This is a genomic window from Ruminococcus flavefaciens (assembly GCF_900108555.1).
Classification (GTDB): Bacteria; Bacillota; Clostridia; order Oscillospirales; family Ruminococcaceae; genus Ruminococcus; species Ruminococcus flavefaciens_P.
Window position 1 is genome coordinate 234,513 of record NZ_FNWV01000004.1, and the last position, 19,112, is coordinate 253,624.

Consider the following 19,112-nt stretch of genomic DNA (forward strand, 5'->3'; position numbering starts at 1 on the left):
TCAGTAAGGAGCGAGAATAATGAGAACTGTATTCAAAGCCACAGGTCATGTCATTATTTCAGGCGCAGTCAGCACTGTATCTGACTGTAAATTCTTTTCGTTCTGTCCGAAAGCCGCTCTTGCCTGATAAAAGTATATCTTATGCAAAGAAGCTTTGACCTCCGACAGAATGTCGGAGGTTTTTTGTTTACACATATTATTACCAACAATAAATAAAAAAGGATCGGATCATATGAAGATATCAGGTGCAAAAATAGTTGTTGAAATACTGATCGAACAGGGCTGTGATACTATATTCGGCTATCCCGGCGGTCAGGTAATAGATCTTTTTGACGAGCTTTATACCGCAAAGGAGCGTATCAGACATATACTTACCGCTGATGAGCAGGGAGCTGCTCATGCTGCCGACGGCTATGCAAGATCAACAGGAAAAGTAGGCGTTGTCATCGCTACATCGGGTCCCGGAGCTACAAACCTTGTAACAGGCATAGCTACCGCTTATCTTGACTCTGTACCAATGGTCGCTATCACAGGAAACGTTTCCTGCGACTTTATCGGACGCGACAGCTTTCAGGAAGTTGACATCGTAGGCATAACCATGCCTATTACCAAGCATAATTTCATAGTTAAGGATATCAAGGACCTTGCCGACACTCTCCGTACTGCCTTCAAAATAGCAAAATCAGGCAGGCCCGGACCTGTACTTGTGGATATCCCAAAGGATATACAGCTTGCACAGTATGAGTTCGAGGCTAATGCTCAGCCTGTTATCCCTTATCCCCTTATCTTTTCATCGGAACAGAAGCTGAAAAAGGCTGCCGAGCTTATCAACGCTTCCGAAAGACCTTATATCTACTTCGGCGGCGGTATCATAAACGGCAAGGCTTCCGCACAGATAATGGCTCTTGCTGAAAAAATAGACGCACCTATGGGCTGCTCGCTCATGGGACTATCCGCAGTCCCCTCAGACTATCCCCGTTTTCTCGGTATGCAGGGCAGACACGGACATTATGCATCGACAGTTGCCGAGGACGAGGCTGATCTTATCATCACCCTCGGTGCAAGGTTCAGTGACCGCTCCACATGGGAGACCAGCAGGTCACTGAAAAAATTCAGCATAATCCATATTGATATAGACGGCGCAGAGCTCAACAAGAATATCCCTGCCGACCTGTCCATACGCGGCGATATCCTCGATGCTGTGGAGCGTCTCACTGCTATGATAGACGAGAAAAAGCACCCTGCATGGACTTCGCGTATCACTAAGCTGAAAGAAGAGGAAAAACGCCTTACCAAGGCTGCACGCAAGAAGATAAAGGGCAAGCTTAACCCTTACGATATGATCGATACCATAAGCTCATACGCTCCCGATGATGCCATCGTAGTCACTGACGTAGGTCAGCATCAGATGTGGACTGCTCAGAGATATCCCCTCAAAAAGCCCCGTACATTCCTTTCGAGCGGCGGTCTCGGCACAATGGGCTACGGTCTCGGCGCAGCTATCGGAGCTGCAATGGCAACGGGAAAGAGGATAGTTCTTTTTACAGGTGACGGCAGCTTCGGAATGGACCTTAATGAGCTTGCTACAGCCGTATCTCAGGAACTGCCCATAACCATAGTTATTATGGATAACGGCGTTCTGGGAATGGTAAGACAGTGGCAGACACTTTACCTCGACAAACACTATTCAAATACGACTCTCGACCGCAAAACGGACTTCGTAAAGCTTGCGGAAGCCTTCGGTGCAGAGGGCGGACGCGCCTGCGACACTAAACAGCTGAAAAAGCTGGCTGAAAAAGCCTTTTCGTGCAGCGGACCTTTCGTCATCGACTGTGCAGTTGACAGCGATGAATTCGTACTTCCGATGCTTCCCCCAAGCGGTTCGGTAGACGATATTATTACCGAGATCAAGTGAGGTGACAGTTATGGATCAGTATGTAATCGGAGTTATAGTAGCAAACGTATCAGGTGTACTTTCACGAGTTTCGGGAATGTTCACACGCCGCGGCTTCAATATCGACAGCCTTACCGTTGGCGAGACCGAGTCAAGCGGATTTTCAAGAATAACTATCGCCTTTCACGGCGATGAGGATATAAAGGAGCGTATACTGCACCAGCTCCAGAAGCTCTACGACGTAAGAGAAGTAGAGGTAATGGACAAGAACGAAACTGTAATACGCGAGCTGCTGCTCATAAAGGTAAGAAACAAGGCCGATATCCGACAGGATATTATGACTGCCGTTGAGATATTCCGCTCAAAGATAGTGGACTACTCCCCTTCTTCACTTACCTGCGAGCTCACAGGCGAGACCTCGAAGATAGACGCATTTATCGAGCTTCTGAAACCATTCGGCATAATGGAGATGTGCCGCACGGGTATCGTGGCTATAGAGCGCGGCGAGAACTGCCTCAAAACAGTGAAATAAAACGCAGATGGTCTGTGTAAAGACCAATATATATGAAAGAAGCGTGTAAAAATGGCAATGACAATGACGCAGAAGATACTTGCGGCTCATTCGGGCAAGGAGTCCGTCAGCGCAGGAGAGCTTATCCTCGCAGACCTTGATCTCGTTCTCGGAAACGATATCACCTCTCCCGTAGCTATAAAGGAGTTCGCAAAGCTTGGCAAGGACAGCGTGTTCGACAAAAACAAAGTCACAATGGTCATGGATCACTTCGCACCGAATAAGGACATAAAAGCGGCGGAGCAGTGCAAGATGTGCCGTGATTTCTGCAATGATATGGAAGTCACCCATTTTTACGACGTTGGAGAAATGGGAATTGAACACGCCCTGCTCCCCGAAAAAGGACTTGTCACAGCAGGCAATGTTGTCATCGGCGCAGATTCACACACCTGTACCTACGGTGCTCTCGGAGCGTTCTCAACAGGCGTAGGCTCTACGGATATGGCTTGCGGCATGGCTGTAGGCAAAGCATGGTTCAAAGTGCCCTCGGCTATAAAGTTTGACCTTACAGGCAGTCTCCGCAGGTACGTTTCGGGCAAGGACGTTATCCTCCACATTATCGGTAAAATAGGCGTTGACGGCGCACTTTACCGCTCTATGGAGTTCACAGGCGTGGGACTTTCCTCGCTTTCAATGGCTGACCGCCTCTGCATAGCAAATATGGCTATCGAAGCAGGTGCAAAGAACGGCATTTTTGAAGTCGATGATATCACCCTTGACTATATCCGCGAGCACGGCAGCGCAGAGCCTGTCGTATACAAGGCTGACCCCGATGCGGAGTACGATGAAGTTATAAATATTGACCTTTCGCAGATAGAGCCTACCGTGGCTTTTCCCCATCTTCCCGAAAATGCAAGAACATTCGACAACATAGATGAAATCAGGATAGATCAGGTAGTTATCGGCTCATGCACAAACGGCAGACTTGAGGACCTTATAGCTGCCGCTGAGATAATGAAAGGACACAAAGTAGCTAAAAACGTCCGCGTTATCATTATCCCCGCAACTCAGCAGATATACCTTGACGCAATGGAAATGGGACTTCTCCGCACCTTTATCGAAAGCGGCGCAGTAGTCTCAACGCCTACCTGCGGTCCGTGTTTAGGCGGATATATGGGCATACTTGCCGCAGGAGAAAGGGCTGTCACCACCACTAACCGCAATTTCGTAGGACGTATGGGACACCCCGAGTCTGAGGTATACCTTGCAAGTCCTGCAACTGCCGCAGCAAGTGCGCTTACAGGCAGGATAACAAGTCCGTGGGAGGTAATGAAAGAATGAAATACAAAGGAAATGTTATAAAATACGGCGATAACGTTGATACAGACGTTATTATCCCTGCACGTTACCTCAATACCAGCGACCATGCCGAGCTTGCAAGCCACTGCATGGAGGACTTGGATAAAACCTTTGTGAGCCGTGTTCAGAACGGTGATATCATAGTTGCAGGTCAGAATTTCGGCTGCGGCTCGTCCCGTGAACACGCTCCCATAGCTATAAAAGTAAGCGGAGTCTCTCTCGTTATCGCAAAGAGCTTTGCCCGTATATTCTACCGCAACGCCATAAATATCGGACTTGCTATCGTGGAATGTCCTGCGGCAGCCGAGGAGATATCCGAGGGCGATAAGGTGGAAGCCGACCTTGATAACGGTATCATACGCAATATTACTACAGGCAGGGAGTACAAAACAGCTCCTTTCCCAGAATTCATACAAAATATAATCGAAAACGGCGGACTTATGCAGTCTATTTCCAACGGTACATTCTGAGGAAACGTAAATGATAGCAAAAATAATCGTAAAATGTATCATTTACAATAAAAAACTCAACCGATTTCTTCTGATAAAACGCTGTGAAAGCGATGACACAGGCGCGGATACATGGGAAAATGCAGGCGGTAATATCGAGAACGGAGAGACTCCCGAGGAAGCGATAAAAAGAGAAGTCAGAGAAGAAACAGGCATTACTGATATAAGGATAGGCAAAATCGCTTATGTTGCGATCTTAAACCATGAGCTTCCCGACCTGCTCATAGTATATCTGTGCGAAACAGATGAAAAGGACGTAAGGCTCAGCTTTGAGCACAGCTCCTTTGTATGGGCTGACGAGCAGCAGTGCAGGTCTTTGCTCCCCACGGAGATAATCAGCGATTTTGAGAAAAACAATGTATTTGATATCCTGAAGGGCGGCACCTGATTTCCGCCCGAACACGTTAAATCTAATTAAATTACGGAGATAAATATGACAGACATCAACTGCCTTCTTGCAGGACTTACGCGGCTGCTCGGTCCTCTGCTCCTGCTGATATTCTGGCACAAAAAAACGGGCGCACGTATACTCCCTGCCCCTGTTGCACTTGTGGTATGCTTCCCTGTTTTTATCGTTGCGGGAGCTATCCGCTCAGGCTTTGACCACAGCGACTGGATAGCCTTCCATATACAGCAGGGACTGCTCTACGGCATATTTGAAGAGGGCGCGAAGTTCCTTGTGCTGCGATACCTGCTCACCTCCTATGACGACCGCAAAGACGCTGTTACCTACGGCATAGGTCACAGTGCCTTTGAGGAATTCGGTGCAGGAATGGCTTGCTTTAACCTTATAGGCACAGGCAGAGCAGCTGCCGACATTTTCCCTGTGAATTTATTTTCATTCATTGAGGGCTCCGCATTCTGCATTGCTGTGACTATTCTCATATTCTACGGCATACAGATGAACAAATCAAAGCTCATGCTGCCATTAGCCATGCTTCTGCACTTTATCAGCAATTTCATCGGCGGAGCTCTGGGGCAGCCATATTCTGCCATATTGGATACTCTTATAACGGCAGGCATATGCTATGCTGCATACCGCTGCTATAAGGCACTGGAAACTCAATCAGAAAACCAGTGGTAAGCTGTCGGAAACGTTTATCAAGCGAGGATAACTCGCTTTGAATATATCTTTCAGCTGTCAGGAAGCATTAATGGCTGACAGCCGAAAACAGAAAGGGTGATATTATGAGATTTAAAGTAGCATTGTTAAAGGGCGACGGAATAGGTCCCGAAATAGTGGACAGTGCCGTTGCGGTACTCAAAAAGGTAGCCGATAAATTCGGTCACGAATTCGTTTTCACGCCATACCTAATAGGCGGCTGTGCCATTGATGAAATGGGCGTACCTCTCCCCCCTGAGACAATAGAAGGCTGTCTGGAGTCTGACAGCATACTTCTCGGTTCTGTAGGCGGTCCCAAGTGGGACGACCAACCCGGTGATAACCGTCCCGAAAAGGCTCTCCTCGGTATCCGTGAAGCTCTTGGACTATTTACCAACCTGCGCCCTGCAAAGCTGTACCCTGCTCTCCGCGAAGCTTCTCCGCTGAAAGATGATGTCATCGGCAGTGGATTTGATATAATGATAGTCCGCGAGCTCACAGGCGGTATATACTTCGGCGACCGCGGCTACCGCGAGGGAAAGTACGGCAAAGAAGCCTACGATACAGAAGCTTATAGTGTCACCGAGATAGAGCGTATAGGCAGAGTTGCCTTTGAAACTGCCATGAAGCGCAGAAAACGCCTTTGCAGCATCGACAAGGCTAATGTTCTCGAATCCTCAAGGCTCTGGCGCAAGACCATGCATGAGCTCGCATTGAAATACCCCAATGTAAAATACACAGATATGATCGTTGACAACGCCGCAATGCAGCTGATACGCGATCCCCAGCAGTTTGACGTTATCGTTACATCAAATATGTTCGGAGATATACTTTCAGATGAAGCTTCACAGTTAACAGGCTCTATCGGTATGCTGGCTTCTGCATCGCTGGGAGCTTCAAAGCGCGGTATGTTCGAGCCTATACACGGTTCTGCGCCCGATATCGCAGGAAAAAATCAGGCAAACCCTATAGCTGCTATCCTTTCGGGAGCAATGATGCTCCGCTATTCCGCAGGTCTTTCCGAAGAAGCAGATGCTATTGAAGCGGCAGTGGAAAAGGCTCTCGCAAAAGGCTGCCGCACAGCTGATATCCGAGGCAGCAGCAGAGAAACACCTCTTACCTGTACCCAGATGACACAGGCAATACTTGAAGTTCTTTAAATTATGTTATGAGTTCGCATGAACCTATTCATAGTTTTTTAGAATATCTTCATTCTGTTTTTTATCATTCGCAGCACTTTCTGTTCGTTAAAAATAATACTAAGATACAGTGCTGTGATCCTTTTACAGCTCCCGTGCACACTTGCTGCGGCAGCTGAGATTTCCCTTAATACAGGCAAATTCGCAAATTATCCCTTTCCTGATATTCTCTAATTTCAAATGAAAATATGCTAAAATATGCAAAAGAATATACGTCAGGATACATATGATAAAGTTTTAACTTTATCCTCTTGACAAAGCTCGCAAAAGTGATTATTATATGCATATACCAGCAATCAACAAACAATTTTCTTTCACGAAAAGGAGAATAAAAATGAAAAAGGGTTTATATGGATTTACAGCATTCGTTATGGCATTAACACTTGTAGGCTGCGGCGCAGACAAGAACAAGTCTTCCGACAAGGAAAGCAAGTCCTCAAAAGCTACAGCTCTCTCAGATGAAAAGAAAGACACAAAAACAGACTCCAAAAAGTCTGAAAGTGCCGCAAACATACCTGATATCAAGGAATATGCAGGCGAATACAGAAAAAACGGTCACGGTTCATGGGGTGATCTCCCAGAAGATCTAAAGCCTGACAATATCGAGGAAGCTCTCAAAAATGATCCTATGACCATTTCCGAGGACGGTATACTTCACTTCTGCGGACAGGATTACAAGCTTGTTGCAGAGGGCGAAGACGACGGTGCTAATATCTACAGTGTTGACGGAAGCGACTTTGACTTCAAGAAATACTGCAAGTCAAGCTCAAAGTACGTTGCCAAGAACTATGAAGGTCCTGTATTCCTCACCGAGGAAGAAACACACATGACTTTCAACGGCGAAGATGTATCTTACGTTAATTTACTGTTATATATCTCACCTAAGGGCGACACATCATGCCCTGAGTATATCTCTTTCGAGCTTAAAAACGGCGACGATGACGACGACTGGTCATCAGAATGGGACGATTGGGACGATGACTCAGACTGGGACTGGGACGACGAAGACGAAAGCACAGAAGAAGAAAATAATAATACAAACAATGACAGAGCGCGTAAGCAGGTAAGTTTTGGCTAAGCTCGCGCTCATCAGAACGGAGGAATAATTATGATCAAGATCAGCACAGACAGAGCCCCTGCGGCAATAGGACCTTATTCACAGGCTATCGTCTCACACGGAATGGTCTACACAAGCGGTCAGATAGCTATCGATCCTGCTACCAATACCGTTAAGGGCACTACTATCGAGGAACAGACAGAGCAGATAATGAAGAATATCCAGGCAATTCTTGAAGAAGCAAGCTCAAGTTTTGATCTGGCTGTAAAGACTACCTGTTTCCTTGCTGATATGAATGACTTTGCTGCTTTCAACGAGATATACGGCAGATACTTCACATCTGTCCCTGCAAGAAGCTGCGTTGCAGTAAAAACGCTCCCAAAGGGCGTACTTGCAGAAGTCGAGGTAATAGCAGAGACAGCTGATTATTCCTATTGATACGGACATATCATATATTCAGGGGCGGAAAATATCCGCCCCTGATTTTTTGTGCCTTTTTGCTGTCATATCAGCGAAAAAAGTATTTTACTTGAAATTATATCTCATATGTGATATAATTGATAAAATAGGTTAATTGTAATTTTACTCCAGAAAGGAAGTATATATATGACTGTCCGTGAATTACAGGATAATATCATAAAGCTCAAAAAAGAGACTAATACCGCTATCCTCGCACACTGCTATCAGGCGCGTGAGATATGCGAGATAGCCGATTTCGTCGGCGACAGCTACAAGCTCAGCGTTGACGCAAAGGGCGTATCTCAGGAGAATATCCTCTTCTGCGGAGTACACTTCATGGCGGAGACCGCAAAAATGCTCTCACCTCAGAAGCGCGTTTTTCTCTCGAATAAACACGCAGGCTGCCCTATGGCTGAGCAAATGGACGCCGAGATGATAAGCATGATACGCGCACAGGAGCCTGACCGCACCGTAGTTGCTTACATAAATACAACTGCTTCACTGAAAACAGTCTGCGACGTATGTGTTACTTCTTCAAGCGCACTTAAAATAGTAAAGGCTCTCGACAGCGACAAGATACTGTTTATCCCCGACTGCAATCTCGGTGATTATATAAAGAAGCAGTGCCCCGACAAGGACATAAAGCTCCTACAGGGCGGCTGTCCCACACACGCAAGGATAACTCCAAAGGAAGTCCTCAAAGCAAAGGAAGAACACCCCGATGCACTCTTCCTCGTTCACCCCGAATGTACTCCTAAGGTAGTTGAGCTTGCTGACTATGTAGGCTCTACCACAGGTATCATGGACTACGCAAAGAAGTCCGACAAAAAGGAATTCATCATCGGCACAGAAAACTCTATCGTAGAGCATTTGCAGTATGACTGCCCCGACAAGAAATTCTATCCTGTAAGCCGTGACCTCGTCTGTCACAACATGAAGCTCACAACTCTCCCCGACATATACAACACTCTTGTAGGTATCAGCGGCGGTGACGGCGATGCATTTGAGATACTCATGGACGACGAGCTTATTGCACAGGCAAGAAAATGCATAGACGAAATGATAAGGCTGGGCGGCTGATATGACAGAACTTGTCCAGAAGCTTTATACTACAGGCGACCTTGACGACACCGAGCTGAAAGCTCTTATTGAAACAAATGACGAAGCTGCTGCAAAGCTGCTGAAAGAAAAAGCAGATGAGGTAAGGCAGCAGCACTACGGCAAAAAGGTGTTCCTGCGCGGACTTATCGAGGTGTCAAGCTACTGTAAGAACGACTGCCTCTACTGCGGCATACGCCGCAGCAACAAGGACGCTGACCGCTACCGCTTATCCCGTGAGGATATACTCAGCTGCTGTGAAAACGGCTATGAGCTGGGCTTCCGCACATTCGTAATGCAGGGCGGCGAGGACGGCACATTCACCAATGACTTCATGTGCGATGTGATATCCGAGATAAAGTCGAAATATCCCGACTGTGCAGTAACGCTTTCTCTCGGAGAACGCTCATACGAAAGCTACAAGCGCATGAAAGAAGCTGGTGCGGACCGCTATCTGCTCCGTCACGAGGCTGCCTCCGAGGAGCTTTATTCACAGCTCCACCCCGAGGGCATGAACCTTGAAAACCGCAAGAAGTGCCTGTTTGAACTGCGTGAGCTGGGCTATCAGGTAGGCGCAGGCTTCATGGTAGGAGCTCCTCATCAGACCACAGAGCATATAATAGCAGACCTGCGGTTTTTACAGGAATTGCAGCCCCAGATGATAGGCATAGGACCTTTCATACCTCATCACAATACCCCCTTTGCAGAGGAAAAAGGCGGCACTTTGGAGCTTACCCTGAGACTTCTCGGTATACTCCGCCTTATGTTCCCTAAGGTGCTTCTCCCTGCCACAACAGCACTCGGCACTATCGCTCCAAACGGCAGAGAGCTCGGTCTGCAAACAGGCTGCAACGTTGTAATGCCCAATCTTTCGCCTGTAAAGGTACGCAAGAAGTACGACCTTTATGACAATAAGATATGCACGGGCGAGGAAGCCGCAGAGTGCAGGAGCTGCCTGCAAAGACGCATAAACTCCGCAGGATACGAAGTCGTATCCGAACGCGGTGACTGCATAGATTAGATCAATTTTTGCCTTGCAAAAATCGATCTGAGTTGAGAGTGAAGAGTTGAGAGTTTAGGTGTTCGCTTCGCTCACGTTATTTTATTTTTATCGCCAAAGGCGACTCCATAACTTTCAACTCTCAATTCTCAACTCTCAACTTTTATGTTATAAAAAACACTAAAATCTGCCTATACATTAATTTAAGGAGAATACTATGCGAGTTCGTTTTCATCTTCCCGATTTTTCGGGAAATTTCAAGCTTAATGTTATGTTTGCGGAAATGCTTGCCCACCGCCCCGAATTATTCCGCGAGGGTGTGGAGATCGCTTCATTCTACGGCGTTTTCCCTCCGTCAATATGGAACGGCGGCAGGACACAGGGCGGAGTCTGTGACAAGACCTTTGTAAAAAGCGTCATCAAGACCTTTAACGACAGAGGTATACCTCTTCGCTTCACATTCACAAATCCTGCACTCGAAAAGAAGCATCTCAGCGATCCGTTCTGCAATATGGTCATGAATTTAGCAAACAACGGTCTCAACGAGGCTATCGTTATGTCACCTATCCTCGAGGACTATATCCGCAGGAACTTCCCTAACTATAAGCTTACAAGCTCTACCTGCAAGCGTCTGAATTCCATAGAAGGACTTCTTGACGAGCTGAAAAAGGATTACAGCATAGTCGTAATGGACTATGATCTCAATAACAAGTTCGATCTTCTCGAACAGATACCTATGGAGGACAGACCCCGCATAGAGTTTCTTTCAAATGCCTGCTGTGAGCCGAATTGTCCGCGCCGTTCAGCACATTACCACTCTATCGGCGTTCAGCAGATAGCCTACAACGAGCATATCAAAAAGTATCCTAATCTGCCATTTGATGCTACCAAATACGATCCCGAGCACTTCCGTGACTGCCCTTACTCACACAGAGGACTCTTTGATATAAAAGGTCTCAGCACACATATATCCCCTGATGATATCTGGGATAAGTACGTACCTATGGGCTTTGAGCAGTTCAAGATAGAGGGCAGGACTGCAAGTCCTATCAATGTACTCGAGACTTATATCTACTATATGGCAAAGCCCGAAAGCCGTGACGAAGCAAGATTTATCCTGCTTAAATCCCTTGAAAATTCGGGTGCGCTTGTATTCAAATAAGAAAATATGCTTTGTCCGTGAACTTTCATGGACATCAACGAAACGAATAGGAGTAATTTAATGAGAGCAGCCGCTGTTTTCAGCGATAATATGGTGCTTCAGCGTAACAAGAATATCCGCATATTCGGCACCTGCAACGCTGATGAAAAAATAATAACCGTAGCTATCCCCGAGCTTGAAAGCTTCGCAAAGGCTACTGTAAAAAACGGCAGGTGGGAGGCTATCCTGCCGCCGCGCAAGGAGTGCAATTGCTGCACACTTGAGATATCCTGCGGAGCTATAAAGAAGATATTCCATAACGTTGCTATAGGCGAGGTGTGGCTGGCAGGCGGTCAGTCAAATATGGAGTACGAGCTTCACAACGACAAAAACGGCATCAAAGAACTGACTCAGTGCAGCGATGTCAATGTAAGATATTATTATACACCTAAATGTGAAATGGTGGACGAGAACCTTGAACGTGCGGAAAGGGAGTCCTGCTGGATGCTGCCCTCCGCAGAAAATGCTTCTTCATGGTCGGCTGTAGGCTACTATTTTGCAAAGGAACTGAGTGCCCGTCTTGGAGTCACAGTAGGCATTATCGGCTGCAACTGGGGCGGTTCTTCCGCTTCTGCATGGATAAAGAGAGAATACCTCGAACACGACATACGTCTGAAGCCTTACCTTGACGACTATGACAACGCCATTGCAGGCAAGACCGACGAGGAAATGATAAAAGAATTTGACGAGTATACCGTTAAGCAGACCATATGGGACAGGAAAATAAATGAGTATATTGCTGCAAATCCCGGCGTAAAATGGGCAAAGGTAGTAGAATTATTCGGTGAGAACCGCTACCCCGGACCTATGGGCATCAAAAATCCCATGCGTCCCTGCGGACTTTACGAAACTATGGTCAGCAGAATAGCTCCGTATACTATCACAGGTGTGCTCTGGTATCAGGGAGAGTCCGACGACCACCGTCCTCATACCTATGAATACCTGCTGAAAACGCTGATACAGAACTGGCGAAACACATGGAAGGACAAGGAACTGCCCTTTATGATAGTTCAGCTCCCAATGTTCATATATGAAGATATGCCTGATACCAAGAGCTGGGCATATATCCGCGAGGCTCAGGAAAACGTATACCTTTCCGTAAAAAATACAGGTCTTGCAGTGTGTCTCGACTGCGGAGAATTCAACAACATCCACCCTGTTGACAAGGCTCCCGTAGGTCACAGACTGTATATGCAGGCTATGACCGAGGTCTACGGACTCATGGGCTACAGTATGTCACTGCCGCCGTTATACGACAATTTCGAGATAATAGATGACGCTGTCCTTATCCACCTTATGAACTGTGAAAAGGGACTGGGCGGCAAGAACGAGAATTGTCTCGACGGCTTTGAGATAGCAGGTGCCGACGGAGTATACTATCCCGCAGATGCAGCGGTAAAGCTCCCGTACATAGAGCTGAAGAGCGATAAGGTGCCAAATCCGCAGAATGTACGTTTCATGTGGACAAACTATGCAGAGGTATCCTTATTCGGCGTAAACGGACTTCCTCTTGCACCTTTCCGCACCGACCGCTTTGAAGAACAGGAATAATACAAATATAAAGGAGAACCATTATGCTTTTAGCAGTAGATATCGGTAATACAAATATAGTTTTCGGCTGTGTCAACGATAAGGACGAGGTAGTCCTTTTTGAGCGCATAAGCACAAACCATAACGCTACATCCGCTGAATACGCTGTACTTATCAGAACTATCCTCGAAATGAACAGCTTCAATGTATCCGACATAGACGACGCTATCATGTCATCTGTTGTACCGTCCGTTACGAATACAGTCAAGGAAGCTATCCACAAGCTTTTCGGTGTTGATGTTATGGTTGCAGGTCCGGGAGTAAAAACAGGACTTAACATACTCATCGACAACCCTGCTCAGCTGGGAAGCGATCAGGCTGTTGACGCTGTTGCAGCTATAAACGAATACCCTGTCCCACTTATCATCATTGATATGGGTACAGCTACCACACTTTCCGTAGTTGACAGCAAGAAAAATTACCGCGGAGGACTTATCCTCACAGGCATGAAAGTGGCTGCGGACGCTCTTACAGCTCGTACTGCACAGCTGCCGAAGGTAAATTTTGAAGTACCGCCTCACGTTATCGGCACAAACACTATCGACTGTCTGAAAAGTGGTATCCTCTACTCAAACGCAAGTGCTCTCGACGGCATAATCGACCGCATCGAGGAAGAGCTTGGTGAAAAGTGTACAGCTGTAGCAACAGGCGGACTTTCCGAGCTTGTTGTTCCGCTTTGCAAACGCAAAATAATCCTCGACAACAACCTGCTCATCAAGGGACTTGCAATAATCTACAGAAAGAACAAGAAATGATAATATCAAAGCCGCTGCATTTGCAGCGGCTTTTCTGTTAGTTCTTCTTTTTATCCTTATCTTTGTCTTTATCCTTATCTCTGTCATCATCGAAACTGTTGACAGTATTCAGGAACAACTCAGGATTAAGGCATATTCCGTGGTGACGCACCTCAAAGTGACAGTGGTTTCCTGTTGAGTCGCCTGTAGTACCTACTTTACCGATGAGCTGACCGCGTGAGACATACTGTCCCTCGTCAACGAGTACCTTGCTCATATGACCGTATACCGTCTGATACTCATCGGTATGACCGATCTGTACAAAATAGCCGTAGCCGCCTGTGTTCCAGCCTGCCGAAACTACCTCGCCGTCAGCAGCCGCATAGATATCAGTTCCGCCGTCAGCAGCTATATCCAATCCCTTGTGGTTTCTTGCACCGCCGAAGTGGTCGCTTATATATCCTCCGTCAACAGGCCAACCGAACTCGCCCGAACCTGTAAGGATAGTACTCGGGCTGTCAGGTCTTGCAGCATATACGCCTATACCTATCTTTTCCACAACAGGCTCTTTTGTTACCTTTGAGCTTATGGTCTTACGTGAATACTCCTTGCCGTCAACGAAAGTAACTTCGATATGGCTTACCTTTTCGCCTCGTCTGCCCTTTACGATAACATCTCTTACGCCTTTATTAAGGGAGCTTGTTTCAACTTCCACCGATTCATAATCAAGGAAGCTGACAGCATCAAGCTCGCGGACATACTGTATAGGAAGGTAGCTTTCCTTCTCGATAACATTTACAAGAGTGCCCTTGCGGCATTGCTCTGATATACCGGGATTTAGCTCTTCAAGCTTTTCTGTTTCCATGTTGTACTTCTGTGCGATGGCAACAGCCGTATCGCCTCTCTGAGCGATATATACAGCCTTTTTGTCCTTGGAAGAGGTAAGGAGTTCGATAGCATCCTTTTCTGTCATAACACTGCTTGCAAGGTATATTCCGTGAGAATACTCGACAGTGTTCTTATATCCGAGATCCTTTACAACACCGTCAACGCGGAAATTAAGTATCCTGTCATTGAGAGCGTCCTGCACCTTGTCCTTATTCTGTACTGCACCTATGAACTTACCGTCGATATAGATACCGTAAGCTTCCTTGAGAGCCTGATCCGAGGCAGCAAGCATCTCGTTAGCCAGCTGAGCCGAAGAAAAAACAGTATCGTTCTCATTTATTATCCTGAGCGAATATTTAGCCGAAAGGTCGATCTTTTCCGCTTCTTCCGAGTGAGCTATTCTCTGCTTGACTTCACGCTCAGCCTCTTCAAAGTCAGCCTCCGCAGTTATCATGCCTATCTCTTTGCCGTTATACTCAACGCTGAGACCATATTCCAGTCCCGAGCCGTATTTTACTATACCCACAAGGAATGCAATTGATAGTATGGGCAGTATATAATTGAAAGCCGTGTAGAAAACTCCGTCCTCACCGAAAAGGTACGAACCCCAGAAGTTAATGAGTGCCTTTTTGTATTCACGCTCGTCCTCTTTTTTGGCTTTGCGGACATTTTTCTGTAGCTTCTTGTTCAGATCAAATCTGCTCTTCATAGGAGATATAAGCTCCTTAAAGAGCCACAGGAGTGCTTTCAGTATAGACTTACCGAGGTCGACAAGCTCGGAGAATATGAGCTTTATGCCCAATATTACGCCTATAAGGACTGCCGCAAATACTTTTACCGCAAAATGACCTGCTCTTGTGAAAAAGTCCATTTTACTGTACCGTGAATTTATCCTGTAAGCCTCTGCAAGTATAGCAGACCTGCGTTCTCTTTCGGCTTTTTCTTCGGGAGATATGTCATCTTCCTGAGGTTCGGGCTCTGTATCACCGAAAATATCAGTATCTATATCATTAAAAAGATCACTGTTTTCCTCATCGAACAGCCCGTTATTATCGTCCATATCTTTTCAGCATCTCCTTTCTTTCTTATTTAAAGACTTCCCCATTGAAAGTCCAACAAATAATATTATACCAAATTTATGTGATAATACAACGAAAAAATCCCCCGAAAACAAGTTTCAAGGGGATATTTCGTCATTATATACAAAAAACTGCTTATTATTTATCAAAATGCCACGAATAATTCAGCATTTCAACTGTATAATCCTGAAGCTTTTCAAGAAGCGGCACAACGTCCTTCTTTGCAGAAGCAAGGTCATGCTCACGGTAGTTTCCGCACTCCACCTCTGTGCAGCCCGGTATCTCGCCCTCATAGTCTCTTATGAAAGTATATGCCTCACGTACAAGCTTTATGGCATCTTCGTGCGAAAGACCTCTTGTGAGCAGATAAAAGCCCGTACGGCAGCCCATAGGTCCTACGTATACGATATTCTTTCCGAACTGAGAATTTCTTGCATATGTAGCGAAAAGGTGCTCGATAGTGTGCATAGACGGTGTTTCGAGGTATACTCCGCCGTTTGGCTTTACCATGCGGACATCATATGTAACGATATCATCATCGATTCTTGATATGTACATACCTACGCTGAATTTAGTGTGGTCTACCTGAAAGCTTGCTATCTTTTCCATGTTTATTCCTCCTGTTCATTTTAGAAAAGTGCCTTTATATCCTCGGGAATCTCCGAGGAAACTGTTACGGGCTCACCTGTAAGCGGATCGTTGAAGCTCATTTTTCCGCAGTGCAGAGCCTGTCTTGATATATCATCACGAAGTCCGCCGTACAGGTCATCGCCTGCAAGTGGAGCTCCGATATGAGCAAAATGTACTCTTATCTGGTGGGTACGTCCTGTTTCGAGGTCTATCTCAGCAAGGGAGTACTTACCGTTTGTATCGAGCCGTTTATAATGAGTAACTGCTCTTTGTCCGTCCTCGCGTACACAGCGCAGGATTATGGACTCTCTCTCCCTTGCGATAGGCTCGTCTATGGTGCCGCTTTCGGGGATAGTGCCGTGTACTGCCGCATAGTAGACCTTTTTGCAGTGTCCCTGCAAAAGCTTTGCCGCAAGAGCGTCCTTGGCAACTATGCAAAGTCCCGAGGTGTCACGGTCGAGCCTGTTCACCGAGCGGAATGTCAGCTCGGGATAGCGGTAGGCGAAGTAATTTCCGAGGGTATCCCCCTGATGCCGTATGGACGGGTGTACGGGCATACCGCTGGGCTTATTGAACACCACAAGGCTGTCATTCTCAAAGGCTATGGGCACATCAAGACTGCCGTTTGGTTCAAGGAAGCTGTCGTCCTCCATGCTGAGGATTATCCTGTCCCCTGCCGAGACCGTATCAATGCTCCTAATGGTAACACCGTCCCGTGTTATGCCGCCCTCCTGACGTTTAAGCTTTGTCAGCAGACGCTTTGAAACACCTTTTTTTCCTACGAGGAAGTTTTCCAGCGTTGTTGGTCTTTCCACGTCCGCTATCAGCTCTATTTGCTTCAAGGTATTCGTCCTCCTTGATAAAAATATCTATACTCAGTGAAAAAGCGTTCATCAGCTTTGTGAGTCCGTAAGGAAGTCCCGCTATAGTCATCATCTGGGGCAGATATACCGCTATAAGCCTGAGAAGTACGCTTTTTCTTCCGCGCATGAAGCCTACGGAATATATGACGGTGCGGAATGCAGTCCGCTTTGGGTATCTCACCAGCAGAAACGGCACAGCCGCAAAGCTGAGCTTCAGAGATGCCCATATCAGCAGCGATACCAAAGTCAGAAATACGGCATTTATCGCAAGGAAAGCCTCTCTTGCGTAAAGCTTTCCGCTGAGGAGAGCATACGCCGATGTTCCGAAGAATACCGCAGGAACGAGCGTAAAAAGACCTATGGTCTTGGTCCAGAGCTTTGCCGATATGCTGCGCTTTAACGTGCATTTTCTCAGCAGTATCCGCGAGAACGGCTTGTGCCTGAGTTCGTTTTTCTCGGCAGTTATGCTGTAGAGCCGCATTGCCGCCGCATACATTAGGGGAGCGGTCGTCACCCACCTGAGTAGAGCCGTAACTGCCGCCACTGCAAGCTGCAAAGGCTCATCGCCGCCGAACAGCTTTATGGGAGCATAGTCCCCGAAATACAGCATAAGGCTGTACACAGCCGCTTCCGATGAGCGAAAGAAAAGCTCTGCCCCCAGCGGAAGTATGCATATCATCATAGTCCTTGCCCGTCTGCCTGCAAGAAGTCCCTTTGAATAGCGGATAAGCTCTCTGACCTTCATATCTGCGCCTCCGAAAAACAGTTTTGCAGATATTATTGCCTTATCAGACGATATTATTCATCTACATCTATTCGGGACGTCGAGACGCCGTCCCCTACACATCGTATCTTGTTGCCTGTATCGGTTGACGGGCGGCGAAACGCCGCCCATACTAAGCACTATACACTAACCACTCGGGCTGTTGAGAACGCCACCCCTACTAAGTTCTTAGATCTTAGCTCTTAATCCTCGGGATTGACGGACTGCCAAAGGCAGCCCCTACACATAATACGTGTTACGCGGGCACAGGTCATGCGCCCCTACAATTCCGCATTTCGAATTAAATCCACCGCCCCTACTACTCACTACTTACTACTCACTTAGTTCTTAATCCTCGGCGTCCGGTATCTTGTCGTAAGGGCAATAGCCCAGTATCTCAAATGCCTGCGAATTGAGCCACATCTGCGCTGTAACTATTACATCGAAGCCGCCGCCTGCCTCAGCAGTTATCTGCGACGGCGGATACTTCGGTATACCGAAGCAGCTGAGCATATTCGAGATGATGCCGCCGTGAGTTATCATAGCGCAGTGGGTCAGACCTGTCTCCATCATATCGGTTATGACATAGTGCAGAGCCTTATAGGTACGGGCTGTAAGCTCCTCAAGGCTCTCCCCCTTAGGCGGACGGCTGTCCTTGCCGCCGCGAAGCCATTTATTGTAGTCCTCGCGCTTTGCGAGCTCGTCAATGGTCTTGTTCTCGAATTCTCCGAAATTCAGCTCTTTCAGGTCATCTACCGTGCACAGCTCAGTATACGGGAACAATATCTCCGCAGTCTCTGTACAGCGTTTAAGCGGCGAAGAATAGACTCTGTGGACGGTTGGATAACAGAACTCGTCCATTTTTGCCGCAAGGTCGGCTGCACCCTTGGCTGAGAGCGGTATATCGGTATTTCCAATGTAAATACCTTTTTCGTTTGCTTCCGTCATTCCGTGACGGATAATACTTATCCTGTAACCTTTCATGGCGGTCTCCTTTATTTTTAGATTGTACAATAAAAAACATACAGGTAGGATAATTATGCACAAATTTACTGCCCGTTTTTTTAACTCTTAGTAAATTTCACGAAAAATGCAATAAATTTTCTACAATTCTTTCATACTTCTGCATCTTTACAAATTATACATTTTGTATTATAATATTAATAACAGCTTTTA

Annotated in this window: 19 protein-coding genes; 14 read left to right on the forward strand and 5 right to left on the reverse strand. The window is 46.7% G+C overall.

Translation table 11 applies throughout. The annotated features are described in order from the left end of the window. Positions 1 to 232: 232 nt before the first annotated feature. From ilvB to BLW60_RS07870, 14 genes are all read left to right on the forward strand, one after another. Entirely contained in the window at positions 233 to 1,915 is a 1,683-nt protein-coding gene (gene ilvB, locus BLW60_RS07805) for a biosynthetic-type acetolactate synthase large subunit (protein ID WP_074716061.1), read from the forward strand. Between the two features lie 10 nt (positions 1,916 to 1,925). Further along, complete coding sequence (gene ilvN, locus BLW60_RS07810) at positions 1,926 to 2,426, forward strand: acetolactate synthase small subunit (protein ID WP_074716063.1); 501 nt, start codon at positions 1,926 to 1,928, stop codon at positions 2,424 to 2,426. Between the two features lie 51 nt (positions 2,427 to 2,477). Then, on the forward strand, positions 2,478 to 3,746 hold the full coding sequence (gene leuC, locus BLW60_RS07815) for a 3-isopropylmalate dehydratase large subunit (protein WP_074716065.1): 1,269 nt from the start codon (positions 2,478 to 2,480) through the stop codon (positions 3,744 to 3,746). Next, on the forward strand, positions 3,743 to 4,234 hold the full coding sequence (gene leuD / locus BLW60_RS07820; RefSeq protein ID WP_074716067.1) for a 3-isopropylmalate dehydratase small subunit: 492 nt from the start codon (positions 3,743 to 3,745) through the stop codon (positions 4,232 to 4,234). Before leuC ends, leuD begins: the two co-directional genes overlap by 4 nt. 10 nt (positions 4,235 to 4,244) lie before the next feature. Then, entirely contained in the window at positions 4,245 to 4,661 is a 417-nt protein-coding gene (locus BLW60_RS07825; RefSeq protein ID WP_074716069.1) for an NUDIX domain-containing protein, read from the forward strand. Positions 4,662 to 4,706: 45 nt separating this feature from the next. Next, positions 4,707 to 5,357 (forward strand): YhfC family glutamic-type intramembrane protease, encoded by a 651-nt coding sequence (locus tag BLW60_RS07830; protein ID WP_074716072.1) that lies wholly within the window; start codon positions 4,707 to 4,709, stop codon positions 5,355 to 5,357. A gap of 104 nt (positions 5,358 to 5,461) precedes the next feature. Next, entirely contained in the window at positions 5,462 to 6,535 is a 1,074-nt protein-coding gene (leuB, locus tag BLW60_RS07835; RefSeq protein ID WP_074716074.1) for a 3-isopropylmalate dehydrogenase, read from the forward strand. A gap of 373 nt (positions 6,536 to 6,908) precedes the next feature. Then, positions 6,909 to 7,652 (forward strand): hypothetical protein, encoded by a 744-nt coding sequence (locus tag BLW60_RS07840; RefSeq protein WP_074716076.1) that lies wholly within the window; start codon positions 6,909 to 6,911, stop codon positions 7,650 to 7,652. 30 nt (positions 7,653 to 7,682) lie between these two features. Beyond that, positions 7,683 to 8,069: a RidA family protein gene (locus BLW60_RS07845; RefSeq protein WP_074716078.1), complete on the forward strand. Its 387-nt coding sequence runs from the start codon at positions 7,683 to 7,685 to the stop codon at positions 8,067 to 8,069. A 168-nt stretch (positions 8,070 to 8,237) separates the two neighbouring features. After that, positions 8,238 to 9,170, forward strand: a complete 933-nt coding sequence (gene nadA, locus BLW60_RS07850) for a quinolinate synthase NadA (protein ID WP_074716080.1) — start codon at positions 8,238 to 8,240, stop codon at positions 9,168 to 9,170. Position 9,171: 1 nt separating this feature from the next. Further along, positions 9,172 to 10,209 (forward strand): [FeFe] hydrogenase H-cluster radical SAM maturase HydE, encoded by a 1,038-nt coding sequence (gene hydE / locus BLW60_RS07855; RefSeq protein ID WP_074716082.1) that lies wholly within the window; start codon positions 9,172 to 9,174, stop codon positions 10,207 to 10,209. Positions 10,210 to 10,405: 196 nt separating this feature from the next. Next, positions 10,406 to 11,350 (forward strand): hypothetical protein, encoded by a 945-nt coding sequence (locus tag BLW60_RS07860; protein WP_074716084.1) that lies wholly within the window; start codon positions 10,406 to 10,408, stop codon positions 11,348 to 11,350. Positions 11,351 to 11,410: 60 nt separating this feature from the next. After that, positions 11,411 to 12,940: a sialate O-acetylesterase gene (locus BLW60_RS07865; RefSeq protein ID WP_074716086.1), complete on the forward strand. Its 1,530-nt coding sequence runs from the start codon at positions 11,411 to 11,413 to the stop codon at positions 12,938 to 12,940. Between the two features lie 23 nt (positions 12,941 to 12,963). Next, positions 12,964 to 13,734, forward strand: a complete 771-nt coding sequence (locus BLW60_RS07870; RefSeq protein WP_074716088.1) for a type III pantothenate kinase — start codon at positions 12,964 to 12,966, stop codon at positions 13,732 to 13,734. Positions 13,735 to 13,771: 37 nt separating this feature from the next. Here the strand turns inward: BLW60_RS07870 and BLW60_RS07875 are convergent, their stop codons facing one another. The 5 genes from BLW60_RS07875 to BLW60_RS07895 all read right to left on the reverse strand — a co-directional run bounded on the left by BLW60_RS07875 (position 13,772) and on the right by BLW60_RS07895 (position 18,920). Continuing rightward, positions 13,772 to 15,661, reverse strand: coding sequence for a peptidoglycan DD-metalloendopeptidase family protein (locus BLW60_RS07875; protein WP_242872847.1), 1,890 nt, complete (start codon positions 15,659 to 15,661; stop codon positions 13,772 to 13,774). 157 nt (positions 15,662 to 15,818) lie between these two features. Continuing rightward, entirely contained in the window at positions 15,819 to 16,289 is a 471-nt protein-coding gene (locus BLW60_RS07880; protein ID WP_074716090.1) for an S-ribosylhomocysteine lyase, read from the reverse strand. 20 nt (positions 16,290 to 16,309) lie between these two features. Next, positions 16,310 to 17,152, reverse strand: coding sequence for an RluA family pseudouridine synthase (locus BLW60_RS07885; protein WP_074716092.1), 843 nt, complete (start codon positions 17,150 to 17,152; stop codon positions 16,310 to 16,312). Beyond that, the gene (locus BLW60_RS16455) at positions 17,049 to 17,918 is read right to left on the reverse strand and encodes a hypothetical protein (RefSeq protein ID WP_074716096.1); all 870 of its coding nucleotides are present in this window, start codon (positions 17,916 to 17,918) and stop codon (positions 17,049 to 17,051) included. The genes BLW60_RS07885 and BLW60_RS16455 overlap by 104 nt, the downstream gene beginning before the upstream one ends. A 366-nt stretch (positions 17,919 to 18,284) precedes the next feature. After that, on the reverse strand, positions 18,285 to 18,920 hold the full coding sequence (locus BLW60_RS07895; protein WP_074716098.1) for a histidine phosphatase family protein: 636 nt from the start codon (positions 18,918 to 18,920) through the stop codon (positions 18,285 to 18,287). Positions 18,921 to 19,112: the final 192 nt, after the last annotated feature.

What these genes read in the sequence shown, in the direction of transcription:
- ilvB (WP_074716061.1), top strand. Translation starts at nt 233, where the DNA reads ATGAAGATATCAGGTGCAAAAATAGTTGTTGAAATACTGATCGAACAG.
- ilvN (WP_074716063.1), top strand. Translation starts at nt 1,926, where the DNA reads ATGGATCAGTATGTAATCGGAGTTATAGTAGCAAACGTATCAGGTGTA.
- leuC (WP_074716065.1), top strand. Translation starts at nt 2,478, where the DNA reads ATGGCAATGACAATGACGCAGAAGATACTTGCGGCTCATTCGGGCAAG.
- leuD (WP_074716067.1), top strand. Translation starts at nt 3,743, where the DNA reads ATGAAATACAAAGGAAATGTTATAAAATACGGCGATAACGTTGATACA.
- BLW60_RS07825 (WP_074716069.1), top strand. Translation starts at nt 4,245, where the DNA reads ATGATAGCAAAAATAATCGTAAAATGTATCATTTACAATAAAAAACTC.
- BLW60_RS07830 (WP_074716072.1), top strand. Translation starts at nt 4,707, where the DNA reads ATGACAGACATCAACTGCCTTCTTGCAGGACTTACGCGGCTGCTCGGT.
- leuB (WP_074716074.1), top strand. Translation starts at nt 5,462, where the DNA reads ATGAGATTTAAAGTAGCATTGTTAAAGGGCGACGGAATAGGTCCCGAA.
- BLW60_RS07840 (WP_074716076.1), top strand. Translation starts at nt 6,909, where the DNA reads ATGAAAAAGGGTTTATATGGATTTACAGCATTCGTTATGGCATTAACA.
- BLW60_RS07845 (WP_074716078.1), top strand. Translation starts at nt 7,683, where the DNA reads ATGATCAAGATCAGCACAGACAGAGCCCCTGCGGCAATAGGACCTTAT.
- nadA (WP_074716080.1), top strand. Translation starts at nt 8,238, where the DNA reads ATGACTGTCCGTGAATTACAGGATAATATCATAAAGCTCAAAAAAGAG.
- hydE (WP_074716082.1), top strand. Translation starts at nt 9,172, where the DNA reads ATGACAGAACTTGTCCAGAAGCTTTATACTACAGGCGACCTTGACGAC.
- BLW60_RS07860 (WP_074716084.1), top strand. Translation starts at nt 10,406, where the DNA reads ATGCGAGTTCGTTTTCATCTTCCCGATTTTTCGGGAAATTTCAAGCTT.
- BLW60_RS07865 (WP_074716086.1), top strand. Translation starts at nt 11,411, where the DNA reads ATGAGAGCAGCCGCTGTTTTCAGCGATAATATGGTGCTTCAGCGTAAC.
- BLW60_RS07870 (WP_074716088.1), top strand. Translation starts at nt 12,964, where the DNA reads ATGCTTTTAGCAGTAGATATCGGTAATACAAATATAGTTTTCGGCTGT.
- BLW60_RS07875 (WP_242872847.1), bottom strand. Translation starts at nt 15,661, where the DNA reads ATGGACGATAATAACGGGCTGTTCGATGAGGAAAACAGTGATCTTTTT.
- BLW60_RS07880 (WP_074716090.1), bottom strand. Translation starts at nt 16,289, where the DNA reads ATGGAAAAGATAGCAAGCTTTCAGGTAGACCACACTAAATTCAGCGTA.
- BLW60_RS16455 (WP_074716096.1), bottom strand. Translation starts at nt 17,918, where the DNA reads ATGAAGGTCAGAGAGCTTATCCGCTATTCAAAGGGACTTCTTGCAGGC.
- BLW60_RS07895 (WP_074716098.1), bottom strand. Translation starts at nt 18,920, where the DNA reads ATGAAAGGTTACAGGATAAGTATTATCCGTCACGGAATGACGGAAGCA.